This window comes from Bradyrhizobium cosmicum (assembly GCF_032290525.1).
Classification (GTDB): domain Bacteria; phylum Pseudomonadota; class Alphaproteobacteria; order Rhizobiales; family Xanthobacteraceae; genus Bradyrhizobium; species Bradyrhizobium cosmicum_A.
In genome coordinates, this window is record NZ_JASXTA010000001.1 from 480,728 (window position 1) to 495,526 (window position 14,799).

The following is a 14,799-nucleotide window of genomic DNA, read 5'->3' on the forward strand; positions in this document are numbered from 1 at the left end:
GAGCGGATGGCGAGAAGCGTTGCGGTGAAGAAGGGCGTCAAACCCGTAAAGCCGTCTTACGTGCTGGACGAGCAGGTCGGCTTCGTCCTGCGCCAGGTCTGGCAGCGCCACAGCGCGATCTTCTCCCGTGAGATCGGCACCAATATCACGCCGACGCAATGGGCGGCGCTGTCGAAGCTTGCCGAGGCCGGGCCATGCTCGCAGAACCAGCTCGGGCGGCTGACGGCGATGGACGTCGCGACCATCAAGGGCGTGATCGACCGGTTGACGGCACGCGGCCTGACCGAGACCAGCCAGGATCCCGAAGATGGTCGCCGGCTACTGGTCAGCCTGACCCGCGCGGGTCAGCAGCTTGCCGAGAAGGTCGCGCCGAATGCGCTCGCGATCACCCGCGAAACGCTGGCGCCGCTCGAGCCCAGGGAGCGCGAGATGCTGATGGCGCTGTTGAACAAGCTGCGGTGAGCCGCGCATCAGCTCTCGACTGCCGCCGGTGCTTCGGTGCGGCCTCTGTGACCGAAATGGCGCATTCCAGAACTCAATGTTTCTCCTTTCGGGTGTTGCTCTGCGGTTACACGCGTTGGCGCAAATCCTGATTATAATTCCGCAAACACGGAGCGGTGAATAATGAGGGGCCTACTAACCGGCGCGGCGCTGTCCATGGCTTTGGTCGGGGCGGCCGAGGCGGCTGATTTGGCGAGAATGCCCGTCAAGGCGCCGGTAACGGCGACCCTCTACAATTGGACCGGATTCTACGTCGGCGGCAACGTCGGATATGGCGTCGGCCACAATTCGAGCGAGCCATTCATTGGGATTCCGCCAACAGATCGTGCGACACTCGCGCCCCGAGGCGTGCTGGCCGGCGTTCAGGGCGGCTATAATTGGCAGGTCAATAGTCTCGTCTTGGGCGTTGAGGCCGACTGGCAATGGACCTATGAGCGCGATACCTACTGCTTCACCTGCTCGGTGACGATCGGCCGTGGGGTCGGCCAGGAACTTCCGTGGTTTGGGACGCTGCGCGGTCGCCTCGGCTATGCCGCAGGGCCGGTGCTGTTTTACGCGACGGGCGGTGTCGCCTACGGCCAGATCAGACAGATCATCGATTGCTGCTTTGGAGCTCCGACCGCCATCGTCAACAACACGAAAACCGGTTGGGTCGCAGGCGGCGGCATCGAAGCTGCGTTGGCGGGCAACTGGACCGCGAAAGCGGAGTACCTATACACGGACTTCGGCAATGTTTCGAACGTCCAGCTTATCCCGGTCGCGTTTGGCGGACCGGCCACACAGGTCGCATCGGGTGATGTACGCAATCATGTCGGACGCGTAGGCTTGAACTATCGCTTCGGAGTGCCGGGCTACGTCCCGTCGGGCGGAGCGGCGAGCGCGTCGGCTTACAACTGGACAGGTGTCTATCTCGGCGGGAATTTGGGGTATGGCGTCGGGCGCAATGCCACGACTCAGGCGTTCGCCGGGGTCCTCACGGACCACCTCACCATCGGGCCTGACGGGGTGATCGGTGGCGGCCAGATTGGGTATAATTGGCAATCGGGAGCCGCCGTGATCGGTCTCGAAGGCGACATCCAGGGGACCGACCAGCACGACACTATTTGCCGGTTGTGCCAACCCACGGCCGGTTTCTTGAATCAGAATTTCACCCAGGAATTGTCCTGATTCGCCACCGTGCGTGGCCGACTTGGATACGCGGCGGGTCCAGCCTTGTTCTACGTTACAGGTGGCGCCGCTTTCGGCGAAATCAAAACCACAGTGAACCAGCAGTCGCCTCCGCTGAACGAGACCTCGCAGTTCACCAACAGGAAAGCCGGTTGGACCATTGGTGGTGGCATCGAGGCCGCGCTCATGGGCAATTGGAGCGCCAGGGCCGAGTATCTCTACTTGGATCTTGGCTCGATCTCACAGACCGTCATTGCTCCGGGCTTCACCGCCAGCACGTTGGTCAGCGATGTCCGGGACCATGTCGCCCGCGTTGGATTGAACTACAGGTTCGGCGGCAGCCCGGTGGTTGCCAAGTACTGAGCCCGGGCAGTTTCGCACGCTCCTGCTGCGGAATGCCGACAAGCACCAAGGCTATCGACGGGAGCTGGCTTGCGCTATGGCGCACCGTCAGCCCGCGCCGCGCTCGATGCCAAGAGCTTGACGCCGATCGCACTGTTGAACGACCTGCAGTGAAGCGCGACTAACTCGGTGAAGACGTCATCGAGGTTTACGGCATGAATGGTGCGACACGGTTCGCAATGGTTTTGAGCCTTGGCGCGGCGCTGGTGGGTGAGTGCACTTCTGCCTGGGCGGCGCAGCCCTATGAAGGCTTCTGGGCGTCGACCAAAAAGGATTGCCGCGATCAGGACAGTGCCGACCGCATGAGCATCGAAGGCGGCAACCGCCTCTATTGGTATGAGACGCGGTGCCGGGCCCGCGAGATCATCGCCGACGGGAAGCTCGGCTGGAAAATGAAGCTCGCCTGCGAAGGCGAGGGTGAGAAGTTCAGGTCCAATCCCCGGGTGTCCATCGCTGCGGACGGCAAGCTCGTGATGGATAACGGCCCGGTCGGACGCGACAAGCGCCAGACCTATGTACGCTGTGAGATACCCAGGTCGCGTTGATCCCTCACGTCTTTCCCGGCCATTTGGCGCGGTAGCGGATTTCACTGCCATCGCTGAGCCGCTGCCATGTTCCGAACTCCAGGGTATGCGGTGCCCAGGCCGATGGTCCAATCGGATAGGTCCGGCTCGGCTGGCCCTGGATGGTGACGGCGAGCTGCCGGTGCGAGGTGCGAAACGCCAGCTCGACCTCGCCCGCGATGACGGGTTGGTCGCCATCGCGATAGAAGCCCGCCGGGGTCAGTTCGCCCGGCATGGTGTTGAGGTCGGTTTGCAATTCAATGGCAATGCCCTGCGGCGACGCGGGCACCTTCATGCCCGCGGGAAAACGCACCTCGAATACGAACAGGGGATTGGCGCCGTTCCGATTGAGCCAGGGCGTGGCCGTCATGTACGCGACGCCCATGTAAGTGGCGACGGCGGCAACGCAAAGCAGGACGACGACACCGAGCGATTTCAGGCTGTTGCGCGCGAGACCGCTATTGCTTGCATCCTTGCCTGAACGCGTCACCAGCCAGCTGGCAAGCACCACGCCGGCGATCGCGCCGATGGGTGAGTAGACGAACAGGGCCAACAGGCCCGATGTGATCGGGTCCGCTTGGTCGCCGAAATCGGCCAGTGAAAACAACAGAAAGGTCGCGACATAGCCCGCCATCGCACCAGCAACGCCGACGGCAATTCGCGACGAATTCTTCATGTCTCCCCCGATCGTCCAGCAAAGAAGTGCCGCCGCCCAGGGCTGCCTGCGTTAGACGCAGCAGACTTGAGACTTGTTCAACGCGTTCGAGGAGCCATGCGGAGCGGCGAACCGCTCTGGCTGCGTCACTTCGCCATCACCTCCGGCACTTTGCCCGCCGGCGGCGTATTCCGGCTCCTCTGCGTCCGCACGATACCGTCGATGATGGTCATGCCGATGCCGGGGAGATCGCCGAGCTGGACGCTTTCGAGGATGGTCTTGCCGGGCGAGTGTTGCGCCTTGTCCATGATGACGAAATCGGCGGAGCGGCCGACCTCGATCAGCCCGCAGTCGAGTTGCCGCATCCGCGCCGTGTTGCCGGTGGCGAGGCAAAAGGCGAGCTCGGCTGGAAGGTCGCCGAGCGAGGACAGCATCGAGACCATGCGCAGGATTCCGAGCGGCTGCACGCCGGAGCCGGCCGGCGCGTCGGTGCCGAGGATCACCCTGTGCAGATCGCCCATCTCGCGCGCAAGGCGCAGCGTGAACAGGGCGGAGCGCTCATTGCCGTTGTGCACGATCTCGAGGCCGCGCTTGCAGCCCTCGCAGATGCAACGGATCTGGTCGTCGGGGAGCGCCGTGTGGCCGCCATTGATGTGGCCGACCACGTCGGTGTCGGCCTCCAGCACCACGTCCTTGTCGATCAGGCCGGAGCCGGGGATCGACGGGCCGCCGGTGTGGATCGTGCTCTGGATGCCGTATTTGCGGGCCCAGCCGACCATCTTTCGCGCGGTCGGACCGTCCTTGACGCCGCCAAGGCCGACTTCGCCGAGCAGCTTGACGCCGGCTGCGGCCAGCTCCTTGAAGTCTTCCTCGACCATCTCGCATTCGATCACCGGCGCGCCGGCGTGAACCTTCACGCCGCCGGGACGCAGATTCCAGAATGCGCGCTGCGCAAAGATCGCCATCGCCTTCAGCCCGACGACGTCGCGCGGCCTGCCGGGCATGTGCACCTCGCCGGCGGAGATCATGGTGGTGACACCGCCGTGCAAATTGCTGTCGATCCAGCCGATCTGGTTCTGCCGCGGCGTCCAGTCGCCCGCAACAGGGTGGACGTGGCTGTCGATCAGGCCGGGCGCCACCGTGGTGCCGTTGGCCTCGACGATGGTGGTCGCGCCTTCGGTGTCGAGGTCCTTGAAGCGGCCGATCGCGGTGATCTTGCCGTTCTCGGCGACGATGGTGTCGCCGTCCAGGATCGGCTTTTCCAGCGCGCCGGACAGGATCAGGCCGATATTCCGGATCACGAGCTTCGAGGGTCCGGCGGCCTGGGGTGCGTCATGCGCCATGGAATGGGTCCTTGTCCTTAACTGCAACGCTTCCGATCTTGGGCAGCCTTGACCGCGGGATCAAGCCGGATTATTCATTAGTATACGAATGTTCGTGTACAAACGACGCATAGCTGCCCGCCTGAATACCGTTGGACGCGACAGGGAAGGTGAGATGAGCAATTTCAATCAGGAAAGCGTTTTGAGCGTCCACCACTGGACCGATACGCTGTTCTCCTTCAAGACCACCCGCAGCCCCACCTTCCGCTTCCGCAACGGCGAGTTCACGATGATCGGGCTCAAGGTCGGCGAGAAGCCGCTGCTGCGGGCCTACAGCGTCGCCAGCGCCAACTACGAGGACACGCTCGAATTCTTCTCGATCAAAGTGCCGGACGGCCCCTTGACCTCCCGTCTCCAGCACCTGAAGCAGGGCGACGAGATCATTGTCAGCCGCAAGGCCACCGGGACGCTAGTGATCGACAATCTGGAAGGGGGCCGCAACCTCTATTTGATCGGCACCGGCACGGGCCTCGCCCCGTTCCTGAGCGTGATCAAGGATCCCGAGACCTATGAGCGGTTCGAGAAGGTCGTGCTGCTGCATGGCTGCCGGCATGTGAAGGAGCTCGCCTATGGCGAGATGATCACCGAGACGCTGCCGAAGGACGAACTGATCGGCGAGTACATCCGCAATCAGCTGATCTACTATCCGACCGTGACGCGCGATCCTTTCCGCAATCGCGGCCGCATTACCGACCTCATCACCTCGGGTAAGCTGTTCGCCGATATCGGCCTGCCGGCACTGGAAGCCGCCCATGACCGCGTCATGATCTGTGGTAGCCCGGCGCTGGTGGCGGACACCCGCGTGCTCCTTGGCGAGCGGGGCCTCAATGAAGGCAACCACGGCGAGCCGGCCCAGTTCGTGGTCGAAAAGGCCTTTGCCGAGCGCTAAGTCCGGAATTCCTGCTCAACAAGACCGCATTTTCGCCGCGAGGCGCCCGTTGCGGCGACGATTCGGCGCACGATACACTGCGGGAGCGAATCAGCGGAGTTCCCACATGGTTGCGGATAGCGACAGCAACATCGCCTGGCACCGGGTCCAGGTGAAGAAGAACCGCGCCGAGTTGAAGGCGCTGGAGACCGCGCGCTTCACGATGGGCGAGATCGCTTCGTCGAAGCGCGAGGGCCAGACCCAGAAGGCGATCGGGGAGCTCAAGCGTAAGATCGCGCAGTCCGAGCGTGCCATCGCCGATTATGACAAACGCACCCGACGTCCGCTCGCGACTGACCAGCAAAGCCTCAGCAGCGGCAGCTGGAGTCATTGGGACGCCTACACGCAGCAGCAACGCAAGGCCGGCCAGCGCTCACCGGGGCGCGGATAGGCTCTCTTCTCGTCGCGGGTTCCAGCCCTTCCACGTTGCCTCGCGCACACCATCTGGTTGAGGCGCCACCAACCAATCCGGTGATCCCATGGCACCGCGCCTCGATTTCACCAGCGAGGCTTTCTTTCGCGATCCACCCAAGGCGATCGCGACCTTACGTATGTCCGGCCCCGTGGTGGCGGCGAGATTTCCTCTGGTTGGCGACGTCTGGATCACGACGACCCATGACGCCACGGCGCAGGTCCTGAAGGACAGCAGAACCTTCACGCTGCGCAAGGAGGACGGCAAAGCCGCAGGCCTGCGCTGGTGGATGCCTAAGCTCGTCACGACCATCGCCAACAGCATGCTGACGATGGACGAGCCTGATCACACGAGGCTGCGCAGCATCGTGGACGAGGCGTTTCGCCGCCGCGCGATCGTGGCGATGGAGCCGCGCATCCGGGCCATTGCCGACGGCCTTGCCGATGAGCTTTTTGCGAATGGAAGCCCAGCCGATCTCGTCCAGCGTTACGCCCGCATCCTGCCGCTCGCGGTGATCTCCGAGCTCCTGGGCCTGCCTCTGGCCGATCGTCCGAGATTCATCGCCTGGGCCAACAAGATGTCGTCGCTGACGAATGTAGTCAGCTTCCTTCGCTTGCTGTTCGCGTTCCGCAAGATGCGCGCCTATCTCGCGGAGCAGTTGCAGCTCGCGCGCGTGCACGGCGGCGAAGGGCTGATTGCCGAGCTGGTGCAGGTCGAGCGCGAGGGCCGCCAGATCACGCCGGACGAAATGGTTTCCATGGTGTTTCTGCTGCTCGCGGCAGGCTCGGAGACCACCACGCATCTCGTCAGCGGTTCCGTCTACGAGCTGCTCAGGAATCCGAGCCTGCGCGACTGGCTGGAACAGGACTGGAGCCGCGTCGGACTTGCGGTGGAGGAGTTCCTGCGCTTCGTGTCACCAGTGCAATTTTCCAAGCCGCGCTATGTGCGGCGGGACGTCGAGATCGAGGGCGTGCGCCTGAAGAAGGGCGACCGCGTCATGGTGATGCTCGCCGCCGCGAATATGGATCCGGCGATGCACGACTGTCCCGAAAGTCTCGATCTCGAACGCAAGCCCAATCGCCACATCTCCTTCGGCACCGGAATCCATTTCTGCCTCGGCCACCAGCTCGCACGGATCGAGGCGGCTTGTGCGCTGGAGGCGCTGTTCCGGCGCTGGCCGAATCTTCGGCTGGCTGTCGATCCTTCGCAGATTCGGTGGCGCCGCAGGCCGGGCATGCGCGCGCTCGACCGGCTTCCGGTTCTGCACGATGCCGCATCGACAATCTCAATGCAGCGTGCCGCCTGACGAAACCCGGCGCTCGCAAGACCGCGCTGTTTCCGAGTGAAAATTTAATCTGCGCTTGCGCCACGATCTGGAACGGGGCGTGATCGCACCTTGTTGTGATCGAAAGCTGGTGGCGGCGGCCGTGCTGCACGCAACACGTGGCCACCTCGAACTCGCTGGTCGGATCACAGCTGGCAGGTTCGTGGCACGTACACGATCAGTTCCAGCCGTCACGATGCCGAGATGGGTGCGATCTGGAGCGCGGAACCCGGCAAGCTGGATGAGCGGCAAATGTCGCACCAAACCGACAGAAACCTTCGTCGCGACACCCGCGTTAACTGATCGACATCTCAAAAGATCACCGGAGAGTCAGCCATGCAAGTTCACGAGATCATGACACCATCGGTCCACATCGCAAATCCCAACATGACCATCCGGGAGGCCTCTCGCTGGATGCGCGCCGATAATGTCGGAGCCCTGCCGGTGGGCGAGAATGATCGCCTTGTCGCCATGGTCACCGACAGGGACATCGTCACACGTGCGGTCGCCGAGGCGTTGCCGCCGGGGAACACGTCGGTGCGGGAGGTGATGTCCGAGGGTGTCTGTTATTGCTTCGAGGACGACGACGTCGAGGGCGCATCACAGGTGATGGCGACGCATCAGATCCGGCGTCTTCCAGTGCTCAACCGGCAGAAGCGCCTGGTCGGCGTCGTTGCTCTCGCGGATATCAGCAGGGCCGATGATGAGTGCGCGCAGGACGCGCTAAAGGACATCTCCGCACCCGCTGACCGGGAGCGGCACTGATAGACTCGCGACGTCACTTATCCAGGAGGACGTCACTTATCCACGAGGAGGTTCCATGGCCAGTAAGATGCCACCCGTCCCGAATGCCAGCCAGAGTCCGAAAGGTACCGGCGACAGCAAGCAGGCGCGTGCAGACGAGACCCCGCACGGCCAGCAGCGCGTGCAGAATCCGGACCAGCAGGGGCAGCAGGGCAACACCAAGCAGAACACGACCAATCAAGGCTACCAGCAAGACCGTTGAGGAGGCGGCAGCGATGTCGACATCCACCAAGACACCGAACAGCATTCGTCAGGGCGGACCCGGCGCATCGCATGAGAATGCGAAAGCGCCGCTGGAGGTGAAGAAGCCGCCCGCCGACGATCCGCATCGAAGCCACAGCCGGATCTCCGGGGGCGGTGGCGAACGCGATTCCCATCATACCCACGACGAGGCCGGAAAGGGCGGAGGCAGGTGAGAATGACCAGCAAGCAACCAAAACTGTATGCGCCAACGGAGAAGGACCTGCATGACAATCCCCTGATCGGCGGGTCGAAGGGAGCGAGGATAGCGCACGCTTCGCCCGACGACATCGAGGATGCCCTCGGCGAGAACACGATCGAAGGCGACGTCGAGAACGATGTGAATGTGGGCGGCGGAATCGACAAGGACGTCGCGCACAGTGGCGCGCCGCGAAGGGGCCGGCGGTAAGCCTGGGAGACGCAGGATGCAAGGCAGAAAGACGCATGAACAGCAAAAGCGTATTCTCGAGCGAAAACCTGATGTTCCGGATGCGCGAGAACTCGAGCAAGCCGCCGGTCACGAGCTGGACACGTCCGCCCGTCGTGCCAGGCCGGAGGCGCGCCAGAGCGAATTTCCGGTGAGCCGCGGCGGCCTCAACCAGGAGAGCGATCACAACAAGCACAACAATCCCGGCCAGAGCGGCCACAAGCCGCCGAAGCCGACGCCGGCGGAGCAGAAGCACTGAGCCTTTAGGGGGACATCACTGCAAGAGGAGAAACCGATGCCAGCTGGGCACGGCAGCAAGACGCATTTTAGATCGGGCATGCATGGCAAGGGCGACGGGACCGGCGCCATGGCGGACATCCCCAAGGACAAGATCGGCGACAACATGGTCCTGTCCAACCGTGACAAGAAGCAGCATTCGGACATTCGCGGCATGGACGGTAAGTCCATCCAGACCGAACAATATCAAGACCACGCGGCCAACCGGCTCGACCAGAAGCCGGAGACCGACGAGTCCTGAGAGAGGCGTTCCTCCCGACCAACTCGCGGACCGGTGTCAGCCGGTCCGGTTTTTTGTCGGCACCAGATCGCGCTCCCAGCCGAACACAGAGCGGCCGTCGAGATCGGGCGAGGCCGCGCGCTCGGTAGCGATATAGGTCTCGACCGACGGGCCGTCCGCGACGCGCTCCAGGCGCCGTGCCTGGTCGTCGAGGCGCCTGACTGCCTGCAATTCCTCCTCGCGGCCGAGCTTCGCGTTCTGGATCGCACTCTTCAAGACGCGAATGGTCTCGTCATAGACCTTGATCGGCACGGGGTAGGGATGCCGGTCCTTGCCGCCATGGGCGAGCGAGAAGCGCGCGGGATCGCTGAAGCGGTAGGGCGCGCCGTGCACGACTTCGGCAACCATGGCGAGCGAGCGCACGGTGCGCGCGCCGACGCCGGGCGTCAGCAGCAGTTCCGGAAAGTCGACCGGGCCACGTTCCGCCGCGGCCGCGAGCGTGCCGTGCAGGCGGCGCGCGAACACGTCCTTCGGCCGCACGTCGTGATGCGCCGGCATGATCAGGTGCGGCAGCATCGCCTGCGTCGGCTCGGGCGCAGCCCCGGTGAGCCGTTCGAATTCGGTGAGGATGCGATCGGGGCCGAGACGGCTGAGGAGGTCGAGCTGCGCGGTGCGCGAGACATCCGCACGGTGGTCGGTGAGATTGACGATCTCGCCCTGCTGCGGCCCGTCGATCGCGCAATGCGGCGCGTCGACGAAACTCTTCAGCGTCTCGGAATGCCAGTGATAGCGGCGGGCCTGGCGCTTGTCGCCATTCATGCCCTGTTGCACCACCGTCCATTTCGCATCGGCGGTGACGAAGAAGCCGTGGAGATAGAGATCGAAGCCGTCTTGCACGGCCGCGCTGTCTACCTTCGCCACGAGACGGCTGGCGCGGGTGAGCTTTGCGCCGTCGAAGCCGACGCGCTCGCCGAGCTGCAATAGCTCGTCCGGGGTCTTGCGCGAATGCTGGCCGCGGCCGCCGCAGACATAGATGCCAAGCTCGTCCTGGAGCGGGCCAAGCCCGCGCTTCAGCGCGCCGATCACGGAGGTGGTGATGCCGGAGGAGTGCCAGTCCATCCCCATCACCGCGCCAAACGACTGGAACCAGAACGGATGAGACAGACGCTGAATAAACGCATCGCGTCCGTAATGGTGCACGATCGCCTGCGTGACGATCGCACCCAGCGAGGCCATGCGGCTCGCAAGCCACGGTGGAACCCGCCCGGTGTGGAGAGGAAGATCGGCGCTGCCGGTACGTCGAGTCATGACTGCACAGAAATAGCGCAATTCAGCGACGATTGCACCAGGGGGATGCTGCGTTGCACGAGAGTGGGGAGCGAAGCGCGCCGGAACGCGTTGGCGCAGCAGCGAATGCAACTCCGGGGACATAGATGAATTGGCAGGCCCTCATGGCCGACATCGACAAGATGTTCGGATGGATACCGTCGTGGTTCATCGGTCTCGTCCTGGTCGCAGGGGCGATGATGCTTGCGCTGTCCCTCTATTGGTTCGCCGTTTGGCTGCTTAATCGCACCTTCGGAACCCGTTTTCCGCTTCTGAGCATGTTCATCGAGCGCACGTCCGGCCCGGCTCAGCTGGCGCTGTGTCTGGCCGCCGTTGCGCTGGTCCTCCCGCTCGCGCCACTGGACGACGTGTTCCGGACGCCGTTGATGCGCCTGTTCGTCGTCGCCGTCATCGCCCTGATCGGCTGGATCTCGATCCGGATCGTGGACATGAGTGCTGCGCGCTACTTGCAGAATTTTCGCGACGTCACCGAGAATTTCGTCGCGCGCAAGCATGTCACGCAAGTGCGCGTGTTCAAGCGCGTCACCGACACCATCATCGTGATCATCACGGTCTCGACCGCGCTGATGACGTTCGACTCGGTCAGGCAATATGGCGTCAGCCTGTTCGCTTCAGCTGGTGCTGCCGGTATCATCGTCGGTCTTGCCGCGCGGCCGCTGCTCAGCAATCTGATCGCGGGCTTGCAGATCGCGATCACCCAGCCGATCCGCATCGAGGATGCGGTGATCATCGAGAACGAGTGGGGCTGGGTCGAGGACATCGCTGCGACCTATGTCGTGATCCGGCTGTGGGACTGGCGCCGCATGGTGGTGCCGCTGTCTTACTTCATCGAAAAGCCGTTCCAGAACTGGACGCGCGACACCGCGTCCCTGATCGGTGTCATCGCCCTCCATGTCGACTACCGCGCCGACGTGCCGCGCATCCGGCGCTGGCTGGAGGAGGCGGTGAAGGAGTCCCAACTGTGGGATGGCGCCGTGGTCAATCTCCAGGTGATCGATGCGGATTCGCGCACCATCGAGCTGCGCGCGCTTGTCAGCGCGCGCAATGCGCCGCAATCCTGGGACCTGCGCTGCGAGATACGGGAGAAGCTGGTCGCCTTCATCCGCGACGAGATGCCGGACGCGCTGCCGCGCGAGCGTGCGATCCTGATTCCGTCGGGCAACGACGACGCCGATTTCCTGCGCCCCGCCGCGCCGGAAAAGATGCGGGCGGGCGCGCATAACTGATCGGGCGGCCCCGGTTTCGGGGCCTTGGCTTGCGAGCGGAGTTTACTCGCGCGTCGCCTTGGTCGCGCCGCGCAAGCCCGATGACCCGCACATGCGAGCAGGGCGGTGGGCGCAAGGCGCCCGGAAGGGGGTGCACATGTGGCGAGCCTCATTGCGCGCGGATGTCTGCGGCCTTCAGAACCGGCTCCCATTTGTTCGCCTCGGCGCGCATATAGGCGTCAAAGTCCTTTGCGGACGAGCCGAGCGGCGCTGCGCCGATCTTGCCGAGCGTCGCAAGCACGTTGGCATCCTGCAGCGCCGCCTTCAGATCGGTCTCGAGCTTCGCCACGATTTCCGGCGGCATTTTTGCAGGTCCAAGAATGCCCCACCAGACCGAGACGTCGTAGCCGGGGACGCCGGATTCGGCGACAGTCGGAACATTCGGCAGCGCCTTGGAGCGCTCGGCCGAGGTCACGGCGAGCGCGCGCACCGGGCCGCCTTCGAGCTGGCTGATGGCTTCCGCAAGCGGATTGATGCTCAGCGGGATGTCGCCGGCGATCACCGCGGTCAGCGCCGGCGCGCCGCCCTTGTAGGGGATCGCGACGATCCTGGTGCCGGACACATATTTCAACAATTCGCCGGCGAGATGTGCCGAGGTGCCGTTGCCCGACATGCCATAGGAGAGCTTGTCCGGCTCCTTCTTCGCAGCGGCGAGGAGATCGCCGAGCGTCTTGTAGGGACTGTCCTTGGCGACGACGATCGCGAGCGGCGAGGAGGCGACTTCGGTGATCGCGGTGAAGTCCTTGAACGTGTCGTAGGGCACGCTCGGATAGATGAACTGGTTGAGCGGATGCCCGCTCGCGACCAGGATCAGCGTATAGCCGTCGGGCGCGGCCTGTGTCAGCGCCTGCGAGGCGACGATCCCGCCGGCGCCGGGACGGTTGTCGATCACCGGCTGCTGGCCCCAGGTCTTCGCCAGCGCCTGGGCGAGCGTTCGCGCCAGCACGTCGACCGCGCCGCCGGCGGCGTAGGGCACCAGGATGTGAACCGGCTTGCTTGGATAAGTCTCGGCGGCGTGCGCGCCGTCGCCCGCCAGCAGACCGGCCCCCAGCATCAATCCGCCGATCGTCTTGTTCAAGCCCAGCATTTCCCAGCACTCCTTGAGGCGTTTGCACGTATAGGGCGGTCTCGAAGCCGTCCCGGGCGCCGCCCCTGGTTTTTGTTGACGAGACCTGATCTTTTGTACGATAGTACAAATCACATGGTACGCAAGCCCGCCAGCAAGGAAACGGTCCGCAAGCCGAACATGCGCGAGGCGATCCTCGTTGCGGCCGAGGAGCTGTTCGCCACCAACGGCTTCAATGCCGTCTCGGTGCGCGATATCGCACACGCGGCCGGGGCCAATCCCGGCAGCGTCACCTATCATTTCAAGACCAAGGACGGCCTGCTGCTGGAAATCTACCGGCGTCATTGCGGACCGATGAATCTGCGCCGCTCCGAGCTGCTCGCCGCCGCCAGGCGCGTGCGCGATCTCCAGGACCGGCTGGAGGCGGTGGTGCGGGCCTATGTGGTGCCGGCCTTCACCTCCGGCAGCGACCTCGCCGGCGGCGGGGCGCGCTTCACGCGGCTTCGCGCCGTGATGTCGGCGGAAGGCAACGAGGTCGCGCGAAAAATCATCGCGCAGACTTTTGACGACACCAGCCACGCTTTCATCGATGCGATCCATGAGAGCCTGCCGCACATTCCGCGCACCGACATCGTCTGGCGCAGCCACTTCCTGCTCGGCGCACTCTATTATTCGCTGGTGACGCCGGATCGCGTCTCGCGCTTGTCGCGCGACGAGGCGGATGGCAGCGATGCCGCCAGCGCGATCGAGCAACTGGTGCAGGCGACCGTTGCCGCGTTCCAGGCGCCGGCGCTCGATCAGGCCGTACCGGCGAAGCGGCGGCCCGTCGTCAGCAGCAAGACTTGAAACGGTCGCGTCCGGCGGTTCAAGTGATGACCATGATGTACACGCCCACGATTCCGCCGCCCGATCCGAACACGCGCACGCCGAAGTTCAAGCTGCCGAAGCTGTCCTGCGACGCGCATTGCCACATCTTTGGTCCGGGCGCGAAATACCCTTATGCGCCTGACCGCTCCTATACGCCGCCGGATGCACCGCTGGAGGATTTCCGCGCGCTGCATGCGAAGCTGGGCGTGGGGCGGGCGGTCATCGTCAATGCCAGCGTGCACGGCACCGACAACACGGTGGCGCTCGATGCCATCGCGCAAAGCAACGGCGCCTACCGCGCCGTCGCCAATATCGACGGCACCATCACCGAGCACGAGCTTCGTGTGCTGCATGAGGGCGGCTTCCGCGGCTGCCGGTTCAATTTCGTCCGCCATCTCGGCGGCGTGCCCGACAAGCGCGTGTTCGACCGCATCATCGCGATGGTCGCGCCGCTCGGCTGGCACATCGATCTGCATTTCGATGCGATCGACCTGCCTGAGTATGCCGACATGCTGACGAAGCTGCCGCTGAGCTACACCATCGACCATATGGGACGGGTGAAAGCGTCGGAGGGGCTCGACCAGTTGCCGTTCAGGATTTTGATCGAGCTGATGCAGCGCGACGAGAAGTGCTGGGTCAAGATCTGCGGCTCCGAGCGGGTGTCCTCAGCTGGTCCGCCCTTCACCGACGCCGTGCCGTTCGCGCGCAAGATCGTCGAGACCGTGATCGACCGCGTCATCTGGGGCACCGATTGGCCGCATCCCAACGTCAAGGCGATGCCCAATGACGGCGATCTCGTCGATCTGATCCCGCTGTTCGCGCCGGAGCCGGAATATCAGCAAAAGATTCTCGTCGACAACCCGGCGCGGCTGTTCGAGTTCGAGGCATGACGGTATCCGTGATCGATACGTTGCTCATCAACGAAAAGAGGG

At 64.0% G+C, this 14,799-nt stretch carries 20 protein-coding genes; 16 read left to right on the forward strand and 4 right to left on the reverse strand.

The genetic code is table 11. From position 1 onward, the window contains the following. Positions 1 to 6 precede the first annotated feature (6 nt). The 4 genes from QSV46_RS02275 to QSV46_RS02290 all read left to right on the forward strand — a co-directional run bounded on the left by QSV46_RS02275 (position 7) and on the right by QSV46_RS02290 (position 2,615). Complete coding sequence (locus QSV46_RS02275; RefSeq protein ID WP_314945752.1) at positions 7 to 462, forward strand: MarR family transcriptional regulator; 456 nt, start codon at positions 7 to 9, stop codon at positions 460 to 462. Between the two features lie 195 nt (positions 463 to 657). Further along, entirely contained in the window at positions 658 to 1,668 is a 1,011-nt protein-coding gene (locus QSV46_RS02280) for an outer membrane protein (protein ID WP_314945754.1), read from the forward strand. A 9-nt stretch (positions 1,669 to 1,677) separates the two neighbouring features. Next, a complete protein-coding gene (locus QSV46_RS02285) occupies positions 1,678 to 2,031 on the forward strand; it encodes an outer membrane protein (RefSeq protein WP_314945756.1) in 354 nt (117 codons plus the stop codon). Between the two features lie 194 nt (positions 2,032 to 2,225). Beyond that, positions 2,226 to 2,615, forward strand: a complete 390-nt coding sequence (locus QSV46_RS02290) for a hypothetical protein (RefSeq protein ID WP_314945758.1) — start codon at positions 2,226 to 2,228, stop codon at positions 2,613 to 2,615. A 4-nt stretch (positions 2,616 to 2,619) separates the two neighbouring features. On the opposite strand, the gene QSV46_RS02295 is transcribed toward QSV46_RS02290, so the two are convergent. Beyond that, positions 2,620 to 3,309 (reverse strand): hypothetical protein, encoded by a 690-nt coding sequence (locus QSV46_RS02295; protein WP_314945762.1) that lies wholly within the window; start codon positions 3,307 to 3,309, stop codon positions 2,620 to 2,622. A gap of 125 nt (positions 3,310 to 3,434) precedes the next feature. After that, positions 3,435 to 4,631, reverse strand: coding sequence for an amidohydrolase family protein (locus QSV46_RS02300; protein ID WP_314945765.1), 1,197 nt, complete (start codon positions 4,629 to 4,631; stop codon positions 3,435 to 3,437). 154 nt (positions 4,632 to 4,785) lie between these two features. On the opposite strand from QSV46_RS02300, the gene QSV46_RS02305 reads away from it, so the two are divergent. From QSV46_RS02305 to QSV46_RS02345, 9 genes are all read left to right on the forward strand, one after another. Further along, positions 4,786 to 5,559, forward strand: a complete 774-nt coding sequence (locus QSV46_RS02305) for a ferredoxin--NADP reductase (RefSeq protein ID WP_314945767.1) — start codon at positions 4,786 to 4,788, stop codon at positions 5,557 to 5,559. 106 nt (positions 5,560 to 5,665) lie between these two features. Next, the gene (locus QSV46_RS02310; protein ID WP_314945770.1) at positions 5,666 to 5,989 is read left to right on the forward strand and encodes a hypothetical protein; all 324 of its coding nucleotides are present in this window, start codon (positions 5,666 to 5,668) and stop codon (positions 5,987 to 5,989) included. 88 nt (positions 5,990 to 6,077) lie between these two features. Beyond that, complete coding sequence (locus tag QSV46_RS02315) at positions 6,078 to 7,316, forward strand: cytochrome P450 (protein WP_314945773.1); 1,239 nt, start codon at positions 6,078 to 6,080, stop codon at positions 7,314 to 7,316. 354 nt (positions 7,317 to 7,670) lie between these two features. Beyond that, a complete protein-coding gene (locus tag QSV46_RS02320) occupies positions 7,671 to 8,099 on the forward strand; it encodes a CBS domain-containing protein (RefSeq protein ID WP_314945776.1) in 429 nt (142 codons plus the stop codon). A 55-nt stretch (positions 8,100 to 8,154) separates the two neighbouring features. After that, complete coding sequence (locus QSV46_RS02325) at positions 8,155 to 8,340, forward strand: hypothetical protein (RefSeq protein ID WP_314945778.1); 186 nt, start codon at positions 8,155 to 8,157, stop codon at positions 8,338 to 8,340. A gap of 13 nt (positions 8,341 to 8,353) precedes the next feature. Continuing rightward, a complete protein-coding gene (locus QSV46_RS02330; protein WP_314945780.1) occupies positions 8,354 to 8,554 on the forward strand; it encodes a hypothetical protein in 201 nt (66 codons plus the stop codon). A gap of 2 nt (positions 8,555 to 8,556) precedes the next feature. Further along, positions 8,557 to 8,787 (forward strand): hypothetical protein, encoded by a 231-nt coding sequence (locus QSV46_RS02335; protein ID WP_314945782.1) that lies wholly within the window; start codon positions 8,557 to 8,559, stop codon positions 8,785 to 8,787. A 16-nt stretch (positions 8,788 to 8,803) separates the two neighbouring features. Continuing rightward, positions 8,804 to 9,064, forward strand: a complete 261-nt coding sequence (locus QSV46_RS02340; RefSeq protein WP_314945784.1) for a hypothetical protein — start codon at positions 8,804 to 8,806, stop codon at positions 9,062 to 9,064. Positions 9,065 to 9,100: 36 nt separating this feature from the next. Then, the gene (locus QSV46_RS02345; protein WP_314945786.1) at positions 9,101 to 9,343 is read left to right on the forward strand and encodes a hypothetical protein; all 243 of its coding nucleotides are present in this window, start codon (positions 9,101 to 9,103) and stop codon (positions 9,341 to 9,343) included. Between the two features lie 36 nt (positions 9,344 to 9,379). Here the strand turns inward: QSV46_RS02345 and QSV46_RS02350 are convergent, their stop codons facing one another. After that, positions 9,380 to 10,630 carry a DUF763 domain-containing protein gene (locus QSV46_RS02350; RefSeq protein ID WP_314945787.1) on the reverse strand — a complete coding sequence of 417 codons (1,251 nt, stop codon included), beginning with the start codon at positions 10,628 to 10,630 and terminating at the stop codon, positions 9,380 to 9,382. A 125-nt stretch (positions 10,631 to 10,755) separates the two neighbouring features. On the opposite strand from QSV46_RS02350, the gene QSV46_RS02355 reads away from it, so the two are divergent. Beyond that, positions 10,756 to 11,895, forward strand: coding sequence for a mechanosensitive ion channel family protein (locus QSV46_RS02355; protein ID WP_314945790.1), 1,140 nt, complete (start codon positions 10,756 to 10,758; stop codon positions 11,893 to 11,895). 148 nt (positions 11,896 to 12,043) lie between these two features. Here QSV46_RS02355 and QSV46_RS02360 read toward each other — a convergent pair whose 3' ends face one another. Continuing rightward, a complete protein-coding gene (locus tag QSV46_RS02360) occupies positions 12,044 to 13,021 on the reverse strand; it encodes a tripartite tricarboxylate transporter substrate binding protein (RefSeq protein WP_314945791.1) in 978 nt (325 codons plus the stop codon). A gap of 114 nt (positions 13,022 to 13,135) precedes the next feature. On the opposite strand from QSV46_RS02360, the gene QSV46_RS02365 reads away from it, so the two are divergent. Then, complete coding sequence (locus QSV46_RS02365) at positions 13,136 to 13,846, forward strand: TetR/AcrR family transcriptional regulator (protein ID WP_314945792.1); 711 nt, start codon at positions 13,136 to 13,138, stop codon at positions 13,844 to 13,846. 26 nt (positions 13,847 to 13,872) lie between these two features. After that, entirely contained in the window at positions 13,873 to 14,757 is an 885-nt protein-coding gene (locus QSV46_RS02370) for an amidohydrolase family protein (protein ID WP_314946474.1), read from the forward strand. Positions 14,758 to 14,799 lie beyond the last annotated feature (42 nt).